This window comes from Roseomonas sp. TS2 (assembly GCF_058833935.1).
This window is the reverse complement of the sequence record NZ_JCACVY010000122.1, coordinates 1-13474: the sequence shown is the minus strand read 5'-3', so window position 1 is coordinate 13474 and position 13474 is coordinate 1. Positions and strand designations below refer to the sequence as shown.

Annotated in this window: 10 protein-coding genes; 3 read left to right on the top strand and 7 right to left on the bottom strand. The window is 71.7% G+C overall.

The features are described 5' to 3' along the window. Both ACZJYS_RS17085 and ACZJYS_RS17080 read left to right on the top strand, forming a co-directional pair. The coding region (locus ACZJYS_RS17085; protein ID WP_493179710.1) for an efflux RND transporter permease subunit at nucleotides 1-2653 on the top strand (2653 nt) is incomplete at its 5' end. Nucleotides 2654-2657: 4 nt separating this feature from the next. Further along, nucleotides 2658-5744 (top strand): efflux RND transporter permease subunit, encoded by a 3087-nt coding sequence (locus ACZJYS_RS17080; protein WP_493179709.1) that lies wholly within the window; start codon nucleotides 2658-2660, stop codon nucleotides 5742-5744. 60 nt (nucleotides 5745-5804) lie between these two features. Here ACZJYS_RS17080 and ACZJYS_RS17075 read toward each other — a convergent pair whose 3' ends face one another. The 6 genes from ACZJYS_RS17075 to ACZJYS_RS17050 all read right to left on the bottom strand — a co-directional run bounded on the left by ACZJYS_RS17075 (nucleotide 5805) and on the right by ACZJYS_RS17050 (nucleotide 10242). After that, complete coding sequence (locus ACZJYS_RS17075) at nucleotides 5805-7037, bottom strand: type III PLP-dependent enzyme (protein ID WP_493179708.1); 1233 nt, start codon at nucleotides 7035-7037, stop codon at nucleotides 5805-5807. A 330-nt stretch (nucleotides 7038-7367) separates the two neighbouring features. Next, nucleotides 7368-8273 (bottom strand): agmatinase, encoded by a 906-nt coding sequence (gene speB, locus ACZJYS_RS17070; protein WP_493179707.1) that lies wholly within the window; start codon nucleotides 8271-8273, stop codon nucleotides 7368-7370. A gap of 100 nt (nucleotides 8274-8373) precedes the next feature. Further along, the gene (locus tag ACZJYS_RS17065; protein WP_109518113.1) at nucleotides 8374-8646 is read right to left on the bottom strand and encodes a YMGG-like glycine zipper-containing protein; all 273 of its coding nucleotides are present in this window, start codon (nucleotides 8644-8646) and stop codon (nucleotides 8374-8376) included. Nucleotides 8647-8661: 15 nt separating this feature from the next. Next, the gene (locus ACZJYS_RS17060; protein ID WP_493179706.1) at nucleotides 8662-9084 is read right to left on the bottom strand and encodes a Rap1a/Tai family immunity protein; all 423 of its coding nucleotides are present in this window, start codon (nucleotides 9082-9084) and stop codon (nucleotides 8662-8664) included. Nucleotides 9085-9344: 260 nt separating this feature from the next. Continuing rightward, entirely contained in the window at nucleotides 9345-9794 is a 450-nt protein-coding gene (locus ACZJYS_RS17055; RefSeq protein ID WP_493179705.1) for a DUF2934 domain-containing protein, read from the bottom strand. A gap of 76 nt (nucleotides 9795-9870) precedes the next feature. Then, nucleotides 9871-10242, bottom strand: coding sequence for a hypothetical protein (locus ACZJYS_RS17050; protein WP_146201928.1), 372 nt, complete (start codon nucleotides 10240-10242; stop codon nucleotides 9871-9873). A gap of 297 nt (nucleotides 10243-10539) precedes the next feature. On the opposite strand from ACZJYS_RS17050, the gene ACZJYS_RS17045 reads away from it, so the two are divergent. Then, on the top strand, nucleotides 10540-12168 hold the full coding sequence (locus ACZJYS_RS17045) for an ABC transporter substrate-binding protein (RefSeq protein ID WP_493179704.1): 1629 nt from the start codon (nucleotides 10540-10542) through the stop codon (nucleotides 12166-12168). A 99-nt stretch (nucleotides 12169-12267) separates the two neighbouring features. Here the strand turns inward: ACZJYS_RS17045 and ACZJYS_RS17040 are convergent. Then, nucleotides 12268-13474 (bottom strand): cytochrome P450 (locus tag ACZJYS_RS17040; protein WP_493179703.1); only part of this gene is annotated, 1207 nt, incomplete at its 5' end.

Here is a 13474-nt window from a genome sequence, read left to right as displayed (position 1 = left end):
GACCTCGGAGACGCTGCCCATCATGCGGCTCTCCGACCTCGCGGACACGCTGATCGCGCAGAAGCTCTCCCAGGCCAGCGGCGTGGGGCGCGTGACGGTGCAGGGCAACATGCGCCCCGCCGTGCGGCTGCGGGTCGATCCGCTGCGGCTGGCGGCCTATGGCCTCAGCATGGAGACGGTGCGCACCGCCGTCACCGCCGCCAACCAGAACAGCCCGAAGGGCTCGCTGGACGGGCCGCGCCAGGCCTCCTCCATCCTCGCCAACGACCAGATCAACTCGGCCGCCGAGTTCGCCGACGTCATCATCGCCTGGCAGGGCAACGCGCCGGTGCGGCTGCGCGACGTGGGCGAGGCGGTGGAGACGCTGGAGAACGAGCGCAACGGCGCCTGGTTCAACGGCCGCCCCGCCGTGCTGATCGACGTGCAGCGCCAGCCCGGCGCCAACATCGTGCAGACGGTGGAGCGCATCCAGCGCCTGCTGCCCGAGTTGCAGGCCGCCATCCCCGCCGGCGCCCGCCTCCAGGTGGTGTCCGACCGCACGGAGACGATCCGCGCCTCGGTGCACGAGGTGCAGCTCACCCTGGTGCTGGCGATCGCGCTGGTGGTGGGGGTGATCTACCTGTTCCTCGGCAGCGGGCGGGCGACGCTGGTGCCCGCCGTGGCGCTGCCGCTCTCCATCATCGGCACCTTCGGCATCATGGCGGTGATGGGCTACTCGCTCGACAACCTCTCGCTGATGGCGCTGACCATCGCGACGGGCTTCGTCGTCGACGACGCCATCGTCATGATCGAGAACATCGTCCGCCTGATCGAGAAGGGGATGCGCCCGCTGGAGGCCGCCTTCGAGGGCTCGAGGCAGATCGCCTTCACCATCGTCTCGCTCACCCTCTCGCTGGTGGCGGTGTTCATCCCGCTGCTGTTCATGGAGGGGGTGATCGGCCGGCTGTTCCGCGAATTCGCCGAGACGCTGACCGCCGCCGTGCTGGTCTCCATGGTGGTCTCGCTGACGCTGACGCCGATGATGTGCGCCCTCGTCCTGCGCGGCGGGCACCAGCCGGGCTGGAGCACGCGCTGGTTCGAGAACGGCTTCGAGCGGATGCGCCTCGGCTATGGCCGGGCGCTGGCCGTCACCATGCGCCACCAGGGGCTGACCCTGCTGGCGGCGCTGCTGACCGTGGCGCTCACCGCCTGGCTCTACGTCGTCATGCCCAAGGGCTTCCTGCCGGTGCAGGATACCGGGCTGATCAGCATCACCACCGAGGTGCCGCAGGATGCCTCCTTCACCCGCTCGGCGGAGGCGCAGGCGAAGCTGGCCGAGGTGGTGCGAGGCGACCCCGCCGTGGCCTCCGTCACCGCCGTGGCCGGCGCCGGCGCGCTGAACCCGGCGCAGAACACCGGCCGCATCACCGCCATCCTGCGCCCGCGCGCCGAGCGGGGGCTCGATGCGCAAGGCGTCATCGAGCGGCTGAAGCCGAAGCTGGCCGAGGTGCCGGGCATCGTCGCCTACCCGCAGGCGGTGCAGGACATCCAGATCAGCCCGCGCATCAGCACCACCCAGTACCAGTACACCCTGACCGATTCCGACGCCGCCACCCTCTCCCTCTGGGCGCCGCGCGTGCTGGAGCGGCTGCGCGCCCTGCCCGGCCTGCGCGACGTGGCGACCGACCAGCGCGACGAGGGGCTGCGCCTGGCCATCGAGGTGGACCGCGACCGCGCGGCGCGGCTTGGCGTCTCGATGCAGGCGATCGACAACGCCCTCTACAACGCCTTCGGCCAGCGGCAGATCTCCACCATCTACGGCCAGAGCAACCAGTACCGCGTGGTGCTGGAAGCCTCCGACCGGCTGCGGCAGGACCCCACCGCCATCGGCCAGCTGCGCGTGCCGGGCGCCGACAACGCCCAGGTGCCGCTGGCCGAGATCGCCCGCTTCACCCGCACCAGCGGCCCGCTGCTGGTGACGCGGGAGAACCAGTTCCCCGCCGTCACCATCAGCTTCAACCTGGCGCCGGGCATGGCGCTGGGCCAGGCGATCGCCGACATCACCGCCGCCGGCCAGCAGATCGGCCTGCCCGACAGCATCGCCGGCCGCTTCGCCGGCGACGCCGCGGAGTTCGCCTCCTCGCTGGAGGGGCAGCCCTGGCTGATCCTGGCCGCTGTGGTGGTCATCTACATCGTGCTCGGCGTGCTCTACGAGAGCTTCATCCACCCCATCACCATCCTCTCCACCCTGCCCTCGGCCGGCATCGGCGCGCTGCTGGCGCTGGAGCTGTGGGGGCTGGATCTCTCCGTGGTGGGGCTGATCGGCATCATCCTGCTGATGGGCATCGTCAAGAAGAACGCCATCATGATGATCGACTTCGCGCTGGAGGCGCAGCGCGACCACGGCATGAGCCCGCGTGACGCGATCCGCGAGGCGGCGCTGCTGCGCTTCCGCCCGATCATGATGACCACCGCCGCCGCCCTGCTCGGCGCCCTGCCGCTGGTGCTGCAATCCGGCGTGGGGTCGGAGCTGCGGCTGCCGCTCGGCGTCTCCATCGTGGGCGGGCTGCTGCTGAGCCAGCTCGTCACGCTGTTCACCACGCCGGCGGTCTATCTGGGGCTCGAGGAGCTGCGCGGCGCGCTGGGCCGGCGCGGCCGGGAAAAGGCGGCCTGAGGCGATGTTCTCCATCTCCGCCCCCTTCCTGCGGCGGCCGGTGGCCACGGTGCTGCTGGCCGTCGGGCTGGCGCTGGCCGGGCTGGTGGCGCTGCGCGAGCTGCCCGTCTCGGCCATGCCGCGCGTCGATATCCCGACGCTGTTCGTCAGCGTCAGCCAGCCCGGCGCCAACCCGGAGACGCTGGCGGCCACCGTCATCGCGCCGCTGGAGCGGCGCATCGGTGAGGTGGCGGGCATCACCGAGATGACCTCCTTCGCCAGCACCGGCACCGGCAACATCATCATCCAGTTCGATCTCTCCCGCACCCAGTCGGACGCGGCGCGGGACGTGCAGGCGGCGGTGAACGCGGCGCGGGAGGACCTGCCCTCCGGCCTGCCCAACCCGCCCAGCATCCGCAAGATCAACCCGGCCGATGCGCCGGTGCTGATCCTGGCCATGACCGCCGACACGCTGCGCGCCAGCGCGCTCTACGACGTGGCGGACAGCATCGTGGCGCAGCGCCTGGCGCAGGTGAAGGGTGTCGCGCAGGTGCAGGTGGGCGGCGCCGACCAGCCGGCCGTGCGCATCGCGGTGAACCCGGACGCGGCGGCGGCGGCCGGCGTCGCCTTCGAGGACATCCGCACCGCCGTCACCCAGGCCAACATCACCCAGCCGGTGGGGCATATCGAGGGGCCGGAGCAGGCCACCAGCCTCGCGGTGAACGACCGGCTGGACCGCGCCGCGCAGTACGCGCCGCTGGTCATCCGCACTGCGGAGGGGGGCGTGCTGCGCCTGTCGCAGATCGCCAGCGTCACGGACGCCACCCGCTCCCGCCGCCAGGCCGCCTGGTTCAACGAGCGCCCGGCCATCCTGATGATGGTCTTCAAGCAGGCCGACGCCAACGTGCTGGAGGTGGTGGACGGCGTGCGCGCCATGCTGCCGCAGCTGGAGCGCTGGGTGCCCGGCGGCGTGCGCATCGAGACGATGAGCGACCGCTCCGGCACCATCCGCGCCAGCGTCGAGGAGGTGGAGCTGACGCTGCTGATCACCGTGGCGCTGGTGATCGGGGTGGTGGCGCTGTTCCTGCGGCGCACCGGGCCGGTTGTCGCGGCCAGCGTCACCGTGCCGCTCTCGCTGCTCGGCACGCTCTTCGTCATCTGGCTGATGGGCTATTCGCTCAACAACTTCTCGCTGATGGCGCTGATCGTCTCGGTGGGCTTCGTCGTCGACGACGCTATCGTCATGATCGAGAACATGGCGCGGATGCGCGAGCGCGGCATGGCGCCCTTCGAGGCGGCGCTGGAAGGGGCGCGGCAGATCGGCTTCACCATCGTCTCCATCACCCTCTCGCTGGTGGCGGTGTTCATCCCGCTGCTGGCGATGGAGGGCATCGTCGGCCGGCTGTTCCGCGAGTTCTCCGCCACCATGGCGATCGCGGTGCTGATCTCGGCGGTGCTGGCGCTGACGCTGACACCGATGCTGGCCGCCCATCTCGGCCGCGCCGAGGAGCGCCCGCCCGGCCGCTTCGGCCGCGCCTTCGAGGCCGGCATGGACGGGATCATCCGCGGCTACATGTGGTCGCTGGGCTGGGTGCTGCGCTTCCGCTGGCTTTCCCTGCTGGCCAGCCTCGGCTTCCTGGTGCTGACGGTGTGGCTCTACATGAGCGTGCCGAAAGGGCTGTTCCCGGAGCAGGACACCGGGCTGCTGGCCGGCAACGCCCAGGCGGCGCCGGACACCTCCTTCGCCACCATGGTGGGCTACCAAGAGCAGCTGACGCGCATCATCCTGCGCGACCCGGCGGTGGCCAGCGTCGGCTCGCAGATCGGCGGCAGCAGTTGGAGCGGCGGCACCAATACGGGGCAGTTCTACATCGCGCTCAAGCCGCGCGCCGAGCGGGATGCCTCGGCGGCGCAGGTGATCGAGCGGTTGCGCGCCCCGCTCGGCCGCATCCCCGGCGTCAACGCCTTCCTGCGCGCGCAGCAGGATCTGTTCGTGGGCGGCCGGCCGGGCAACGCCGCCTATTCCTACATCCTGCTCGGCACCGACCTGGAGGAGCTCCGCACCTGGACCAACACCATGGTCGAGAAGCTGCGCACCGTGCCCGGCATCGCCGATGTCTCCAGCGACCAGGAGCGCTCGGGCCTCACCAACCGCGTCATCATCGACCGCGACGCGGCGGCGCGGCTCGGCGTCTCCATCACCGCCATCAGCAGCGCCTTCAACAACGCCTTCTCGCAGCGGCAGATCTCGACGCTCTACGGCGCCCGTAACCAGTACAAGGTGGTGCTGGAGATCGACCCTGCCCTGCAGCAGGGCGCGGTGCAGCTCGACCGCATCTTCGTCCCCGGGCGGGACGGCGCGCAGGTGCCCCTCGCCGCCGTGGCGCGGGTGGAGCGGGACGTGGCGCCGCTGCGGGTGACGCACCGGGGCCAGTTCCCGGCCACCACCATCAGCTTCAACCTCGGCCCCGGCCTGGCGCTGGGCGACGCCACGGCGCTGGTGCAGCAGGCCGAGCGCGAGGTGATGCTGCCCGGCACGCTGCGCGCGCAATATGGCGGCAACGCCGCCGCCTTCCAGGATTTCAGCCGCTCGCAGCCGCTGCTGATCCTGGGCGCGGTGCTGGCCATCTACATCGTGCTCGGCGTGCTCTACGAGAGCTTCATCCATCCGCTGACCATCATCTCCACCCTGCCCACGGCGGGCTTGGGCGCGCTGCTGGCCATGGTGATCACCGGCATCCCGCTCTCGGTGATGGCGCTGATCGGCATCATCCTGCTGATGGGCATCGTCAAGAAGAACGCCATCATGCTGGTGGATTTCGCGCTGGAGCATGAGCGGGAGAAGGGCATCGGCGGCGAGGAAGCCATCCTGGCCGCCTGCCGGGACCGCTTCCGGCCGATCCTGATGACCACGCTTGCCGCGCTGCTCGGCGCGGTGCCGCTGGCGGTGGGCACCGGCACGGGGGCGGAGATGCGCCAGCCGCTCGGCATCACCATCATCGGCGGGCTCGTCGTGTCGCAGCTGCTGACGCTCTACACCACCCCGGTCATCTTCCTGGCGCTCGACAGGCTGCGGCACCGTGGCGGGGCGCTGGTGCCGTGGCGGGCATGAAAAAAGAAAGGCGGGGAAGAATTCCTTCTCCCCCGCCCCCCATCATCTTCATCCTGTCCGTCACGCAGCCTGCGGCAGTTCCTCCGCCACGTCGCCCAGCATGGCGCGGTCGGCCACCTCGGCCAGGCGGGCCCGGTCGAAGCCGTTGAAGCCGGTGCGCAGGCAGGCGCCATAGGCCCCGAGCTGGCCGATCTCGATCCAGTCGCCCTCCCGCACATCCTCCGGCAGCTCGAAGGGGCCGCGCATGATGTCGGCGCTGTCGCAGGTGGGGCCGAAGAGCGAGAAGCCGCGCCGCACCGGCGAGGCGCCGCCCTCCGGCCGCAGCAGCCGCGCCGGGAAGCGGAAGCCCGGCGCGCCCGCATCGGAGAGGCTGCCATAGACGCCATCGTTCACGTACAGCATCCCGCCGCGCCGCATCTGCACCTGCACCACCACGGAGCCGCCGGCGGCGGCCAGGGCGCGCCCCGGCTCCGCCCACAGCTCAGCCTGCGGCAGGCCCAGCGCCTCGAAGGCCGCCTCGATCTCGGCGAAATAGGCGCCGAGCGGCAGCGGCTCGATCTCCGGATAGGCCACCGGGAAGCCGCCGCCGACATCGACCACCTCGACCGCCACCCCGGCCATGCGGATCGCCTGGCCCGCCAGGGCGATGGCACGCCGGTAGGCCAGCGGTTCCATGCACTGCGAGCCGACATGGAAGGAGATGCCGAGCCGCGCCGCGTGCGGGCGCGCCGCGCGCAGCAGGGCCACGGCCTCCTCCAGCCCGGCGCCGAACTTGCCGGAGAGGTCGTACAGCGCACCGCCCCCTGGCGGCGGCGCGATGCGCACCACCAGCCCCAGCCCATCGGCCGCGCCAGCGCCCGTCTCCGCCAGGATCTTCGCGAGCTCGCTCGCATCGTCCAGCACGAAGTCGCGCACGCCCTGGTACTCCCACGCCTCGCGGATGGCGGGGCGGGACTTCACCGGATGCATGAAGTGGATGGCGGCCTCGGGGAACAGGCTGCGCACCAGCGCCACCTCGGCGGCAGAGGCGCAGTCGAAGTGCCGCACGCCACCTTCCCAGAGCGCGCGCAGCACGGCGGGCTCCGGGTTGCACTTCACGGCGTAGAGCACGGTGCCGGGAAAGCCGCCGACGAAATCCCGCGCCGCCTCGGCGATGACAGCCGGGCGCAGGCAGAGCACCGGCTCGGCCGGGCGCTCGGCGGCGACCAGCGCCTCCACGCTGGGCAGGCGCGCCTCGGAACGCAGGGAACGGCGCAGCGGCGCCACGGCGGAACGCGAGCGGATCAGGCCCATGGACGGAACCCCCACAACATCGGAGCGGAACGGGACGAGAAGACGGGCGACGGCGTCAGACCGGGGCGTCAGGCCCCGGCGGATGCGTCAGGCGATGTTGCGATGGTCTGGCATCGCAGCGGTCCGGTCACCGAACATAGCCACTTCCTTCCAGTGAAGCCGGCCCACGGGAATGGCCGGCACGAGCGAGAAGGACGCGTTTACGTCGTTGCTGTGCCCTGCTCTGCGGGGCTCGCGGCACGTGCGATAGCGTCAGCGAATGCGCCAGATAAGCAGCGCGGTGAGCTATTTAAAGCCATGCCGCGCCGGCAGGGACGCGTTTTCGGTGCCTCAGCCCCGGGGCTTGGGCATGGCCACGAGCGCCAGGTATTCCCAGGCGATGGTCGCGGCGGCCAGCGCGGTGATTTCCGACACGTCGTAGGCCGGCGCCACCTCGACGATGTCCATGCCGCGCCAGTCCAGCCCGCCGAGCCGGCGCAGGATGCCCTGCGCCTGCCAGGAGGCGAGGCCGCCGATCTCCGGCGTGCCGGTGCCGGGGGCGAAGGCGGGGTCCAGCGTGTCGATGTCGAAGCTGAGATAGGCGGGGGCATCGCCCACCACCGCGTGGATGCGCTCGGCCACGGCGGCGGGGCCGGCCTCGTGCACCGTCTGCGCGTCGAGGATGGTGACGCCCTGCGACAGGGTCCAGTCCCACACCTCGCGCTGCACGGGGGAGCGGATGCCCACCTGGATCATCCGCTGCGGGTCCACCAGCCCCTCGCGCAGCGCGTGGTAGAACACCGAGCCGTGCCCGTAGATCTGGCCGAAATTGTCCGGCCAGGTGTCCACATGCGCGTCGAAATGCACCAGCGCGAGCGGGCCGCCCAGGCGGCGCGAGAGAGCGCGCAGCAGCGGCAGGGTGATGCCGTGCTCGCCGCCCAGCGCGATCAGGTGCGAAAGGTCCGCCGCCTGCGCCTCGATCGCCGCCAGGCTGCCGGGCAGGTCTCCCAGCGCGATGGAGAACTCGCCGAGATCCGCCAGCGAGAGGGTGGCCGGGTCCACCCAGTGCGACGGGTGCGCACCATCGACCAGCATGCGGCTGGCGGCGCGGATCGCCTGCGGGCCGGAGCGGGCGCCGGCACGGTTGGTGGTGCCGAGGTCGAGCGGGATGCCGGCCACGGCGAAATCCGCACCACGGTCGGTGCGGGTGACGCCGAGGAAGCCAGGCGGGGTGGCGAAGGTGGGGACCAGGGACATGGGGCGGGGCCTCACGCGCGGGCGGCGAAGATAGGCGTGGCGGCCCGGCGGGCGCCAGGAGGGCGGGGGCCGCGCACAGGCCCCCGCCCGGTCGGCCGGCTCAGTACCGGCGCGGCGGCCGGCGGTTCTGGTATTGTTGCTGCTGCGACTGATCGTAGAGATAGCCGCCCGCGGCGCCCGCGCCGGCGCCCAGCAGCGCGCCGAAGCCGGCATCGCCGGTGAAGGAGCCGATGATGCCGCCCAGCGCGGCACCCCCGGCGGTGCCGCCGGCCACGTTGCGCGTGGTCGGGTTCATGTTGGCGCAGGCGCCGAGGGCCAGCGCCGCCAGCAGCGGCAGGGCGAGGCGGGCGGGACGCAGGATGGTGGTGCTCATTGCGACGGCTCCCTCTTAGCGGCTGGCCGGGCGGCCGGCGCGCGGCGGCGTGGTCTCGGCCGGGCAGGGATAGGTGGCCTGGGCCCAGCGGTGCAGCCCGTCCAGCGCCGGCTCGGCGGCATACTGCGCGTTCTGCCGCGCCCAGGCGGCGAAGGCGATGCCGGTCTGCGCCACGGAGGGCGCCGGGCTGGGCACGCAGTAGAGCGGCTTACGGCCGCTGCCGGCCGGGAACATGGCGGCGTGGTACTGGCCCGCCGCGGTGATGTAGCCCTGGCAGTAGGCGATGGCCTCCAGCCGCAGCGGGCCGGGGGCGGGGTCGCAGATGGCGGCCAGATCGGCCACGGTGCGCACCTGGGTCACGGGCAGGCTGGAAGGAGCTGTCGTGCTGGTCTGCGCCAGGGCGGGAGAAGCCGCCGCGGCCGCAAGCGCGGCAGCCACAATAATGTTCCGCATCGATGATGATCCTCGCGGTTAAAACAGTGGCGTGGCGGAGATTATTCTTTCCTGGCTGGCAGTAAAGCCCACCCTTTCACAAGATCGGCTTCATGTCTTGCAGGCAAGATCAGCAGGAATGTTTTTGTCAATTCGAAGGCGGGAAAAGGCGAGGCGGCAATCTGCGCCGTCCCGCTCCCGCTGGGGCAGAGGGAGCGGTCTCCTTCCCGCCTCAACGGTGGCAGCAATCCTTCCGCGCGGCCTTGTCAGGCCTTGCCGCGCGGCGCCGGCTTGGCCTTCGGCTTGGCGGCCGGCCTGGGCGTGGGCTGGGCGGCCGGCTGGGTAGTTGCAGGCTGGGCAGCGGCCGGCTGGGCAGCGGATTTGGGCGGCGGCTTCGGCTTGCCGGATTTGGCGGGCTTGGCCGGTGCCGGTTCCGGCCGCTCCTCCACCGTGGCCGACCGGGCGGGGAGCGCCTCGTCCTGCGGCACGGCCGGCAGCGGCTCCTCCGGATAGCTGGGGCTGGTCATGCTGGGCGGATCGCTGGCGGGAAAGGTATCGGCCAGCTGGTCGTCCAGGCTGCCGGAAGGCGGCTCCATCTCCTCCCGGGCGCGGTGCCAGTAGTGCTCCGCCTTCCCCTCCTGCCGGCCCTCGGCTTCCCACATCTCGTAGGCACGGGCGCGGATGCGCTCCTCCCGGTCCGGTGACGTGTCGCTCATGCACAATCTCCTCTCGCGGGCGCCGCGTCCGGCCGGCCCGCCTGCGCAGACATCGGGTGGCGCGTGGCGGCGCTGCTCACAATTCCCGGGCCAGCAGCCGGTTCACGGTGCGGCAGGCGGCCACCACGGCCAGCAGCAAAAGCCCCTGGCGGATCAGCCCGGCGGGGGTCAGATCGTAGGCGCCCAGTTGCAGTTGCGTCGGCAGAACGTGCAGCATCGCCTGAAGTTCCGGCTCGGCCGAGATCTGGCCGACCAGGCGCAGCGCCCCCCACCAGAGCGCGCCGACGAACAGCAGGAGCGGCGCCAGCAGCTCCGCCAGGAGCTCGATGAAGGTGACGGCGAAGCTGGCCAGCGCCTTGGCCACGACGGCCAGGCCACGCAGCGCCGGCGAGCCATGCGCCATGGCCGGACGTGCCTCCAGGCCATGGCGGGATGAGGGTGAGCGCATCGATCGAACTCCGCCGCGTCCCCGGAAAGACGGGAACGGCCGGAATGTGACCCGCTCCGGTTGTGCCGTCAGGTAACGCTGCCGCGAGCGCGGGGGGCGGCCCGCTCATTGCGCGGCGTTGACGTTCCGCGGCCATTCTGTTGACCTTCCGGCAAAGGGCGGGTGGAGGGGGTATGCCCACCGCCGGCGCGACAGGGAGAAAGACCGCCCCGAACGGCCGGCCACCCGCAGGGATGGCGGGCCGGACACGGCGCGAGGTCGACGGCTTGCAACCGCCTGGAGAGGAGAGGTCCGCCTATGTTCAAGGCATCCCGCCGCACCGCCACCCGGCCGATGATGCGCTGGCTCGGGGGCGCCGCCCTCCTGCTGGGCGCGCTCGGCGCCGCCGCGCCGGCCGGCGCGCAATCCGCCCCGCGCGACGCCCTGCTGGTCCTGCGCGAAATCGACGCCGACCGCTACGACCCCGCCCGCACCTCCTCCCTCGCGGCGGGCGAGGCGCTGTTCCTGCTGTCCGACACGCTGGTGACGATGGACTGGGACCAGCGCACCATCCGCCCCGGCCTGGCCGAGAGCTGGAGCGTCAGCGAGGATGGCCGCACCTACACCTTCAAGCTGCGCCAGGGCGTCACCTTCTGCGACGGCAAGCCCTTCACCGCGAAGGATGCCGCCTATTCGCTGAAGCGCTGGGTGGACCCGGCGACGCGCAGCCCGGTGCGCTGGCGCGCCGGCCCGGTGCAGGACATCCGCGCGGTGGACGACCACACCCTGGTCTATGAGCTGAAGGAGCCCTTCAGCGAGCTGCTGCTGCAACTGACGCAGTATTTCGGCAGCATCGTCGACCAGGCGACGGTGGAGCGGCTAGGCGACAATTTCGGCGTGCAGGGCTTCAACGGCACCGGCCCCTATTGCTGGCAGTCCTGGACGCCGCGGCAGGAGATGGTGCTGACGAAGCACCCGCGCTACAACTGGGGCCCGCCGATCTACAAGAACCCCGCGCCGCAGGTGGAGCGCATCATCCTGCGCATCATCCCCGAGGCCACCACGCGGCTCGCCGCCGTGCAGTCCGGCCAGGGCGACGTGACGCAGTGGATCCCCTATTTCGCGCTCGAGGGGCTGCGCCGCATCCCGACGCTGAAGCTGCAGCAGCAGCCGGTGCACTTCTTCGACCACTTCCTCGGCTTCAAGGTGGACAAGCCGGTGAGCGGCGACCCCGCCATCCGCGAGGCGGTGAACCTGGCGGTGGACAAGCAGGCCATCGCCAAGGCCGTCTTCTTCGGCGCGGGCGAGGCAGCCACCGCCTACCTCAACCCCGCCGCCCTCGACTTCAACCCCGAGGCGGCCAAGCTGGTGCCGCAATTCGATGCCAGCGCGGCGCGCAAGGTGCTGGACGAGGCCGGCTGGACGCCCGGCTCCGACGGCGTGCGGGTGAAGGACGGGCAGCGCGCCTCGCTGCTGCTCTACGCGCTGCAGACCTCGGTCAACAGCACGGTGATGCAGGCGATCCAGGCCGATCTGCGGCGCGTCGGCATCGAGCTGCGGGTGCAGCTCTGGGATGCCACGGTGGGCTGGGGCAAGCTGGCGACGCAGGAATTCGACGCCTTCGTCATGTCCTACCCCTACATGTCGGCCACCGACGCCTTCTCGCTCTACTTCCCGAGCACCAACCGCCCGACACCGAACCGGATGAACTGGAACGACCCCGAGACGGACGAGGCGCTGCGCCAGGCGCGCGGCGCGACCGACCCGGCCGAGCGGGCCCGGGTGATGGGCGAGCTGCAGAAGCGCATCGCCGAGGCGAATGTCTGGCTGCCGCTGCTGCGCCAGCCGCTCTGGGTGGTCTCCACCCAGCGGGTGGAGGGGGTGCGGCCACACGGCATCTATGGCGTGGCCCTCTACAAGGGGCTGGATATCCGCCTGACACGCTGAGGCGGGACAAGGGGTTGGCCGGATTTTCCACACCGGCCTCCCGGTCTTATCCCCAGATCGCTCCACGGAATCTGGGGATAACTTTGTGACGGGGCCGTCTCAGGCGGCGCGGCGGATCTCGCGCAGCCGCACGCCGCTTTCCGCCATGGCGGGCATCCGGTTCAGCCGGATGGAGAGGTCCTGCGGCGGCAGGGCATAGCGCATGGCCTGGCTGAGCAGCCGCACGGCGCGGCCCATCAGCGCGATGGTGATCCACTCGCCCGGGCAGCGGTGCCCCTGGTACGGGTCACCCGCCCCCTGCGGGACGAGGGTGTCCGGGTCGCCCGTCCAGCCGTGGAAACGCTCGGGGCGGAAGCGGTGCGGCTCCGGCCAGAGGCGCGGGTCGTGATTGGTGCCGTAGAGGTCGAGCAGCACCCAGTCGCCCGCCGCGAAGCGGTGGCCGTGCCATTCGAAGGCCTCGCAGGCCCGCCCGCCGATCATCGGGAAGAAGGGATAGAAGCGCCGCACCTCCTGTACGAAGGGCTCCAGGCCGTCCTCCTCTCCCGCGGCGAAGCGGGCCCGCCAGGCGGGGTTCTCATGCAGGGCCAGGGCGGCGAAGGCGATGAAGCGCCCCACCGCGACGGTCGGGCGGAGGATGTTGATCAGTTCCACGGCGGCCGCCTTCTCGTCCAGCGGCGTGCCGTCCGGCGCGCGGTGCGCGGCGATCAGCGCCGCCGCGCTGCCCTCGGGCACCGGCACCGCGCCGGCGCGGATCTCCCGCACCAGGGCGCGCATCCGCCGCTCGGTGCGGGCGCGCAGGCGCAGCGCGTTCAGCGTGCCGGGGCCGACGCGGCCGGAATACTCGATCATGGCCGTGAGCTCGGCGGCCAGGGTGGGGGCGTCCTCCTCCCGCAGGGGCACGCCGGCCCAGTCGCAGGCCACGCGCGTCAGCAGCAGGCCCATCTCCTCGAACAGCGCCACCTCCCCGGCCGCCTCCCAGCGCGGCAGGGCCTCGCGCCAGTGCTTCTCCAGCAGGTCGGCGGCGCCGGCGATGGCGCCGGGCGACATCATGGCCATGAACATCGCCTTGCGGTGCCGGTGCGCCGCGCCGTCCAGCGCCTGCACGCTGCCCTTGTCCTGCAGCAGCCACAGCGTGGTGCGCGGCATGGCGCCCTGGCGGGTGAAGCGGCCCGGCGCGTAGAACATCCGCGCCGCCTCTGCCCCGCGCATGCACAGCACGGGCGTCATCATCAGCCGGGTGGCGAAGAGGTCGGTGCCCAGCTCGTCGCAGCGGCGGCCGATGAAGGTGTAGCCCTCGCGCAGCAGG

Coding starts and splice junctions, on each gene's coding strand:
- speB (WP_493179707.1), bottom strand. CDS start 8,273: ATGTCCCTGGTCCCCACCTTCGCCACCCCGCCTGGCTTCCTCGGCGTC.
- ACZJYS_RS17075 (WP_493179708.1), bottom strand. CDS start 7,037: ATGGGCCTGATCCGCTCGCGTTCCGCCGTGGCGCCGCTGCGCCGTTCC.
- ACZJYS_RS17045 (WP_493179704.1), top strand. CDS start 10,540: ATGTTCAAGGCATCCCGCCGCACCGCCACCCGGCCGATGATGCGCTGG.
- ACZJYS_RS17050 (WP_146201928.1), bottom strand. CDS start 10,242: ATGCGCTCACCCTCATCCCGCCATGGCCTGGAGGCACGTCCGGCCATG.
- ACZJYS_RS17065 (WP_109518113.1), bottom strand. CDS start 8,646: ATGAGCACCACCATCCTGCGTCCCGCCCGCCTCGCCCTGCCGCTGCTG.
- ACZJYS_RS17080 (WP_493179709.1), top strand. CDS start 2,658: ATGTTCTCCATCTCCGCCCCCTTCCTGCGGCGGCCGGTGGCCACGGTG.
- ACZJYS_RS17055 (WP_493179705.1), bottom strand. CDS start 9,794: ATGAGCGACACGTCACCGGACCGGGAGGAGCGCATCCGCGCCCGTGCC.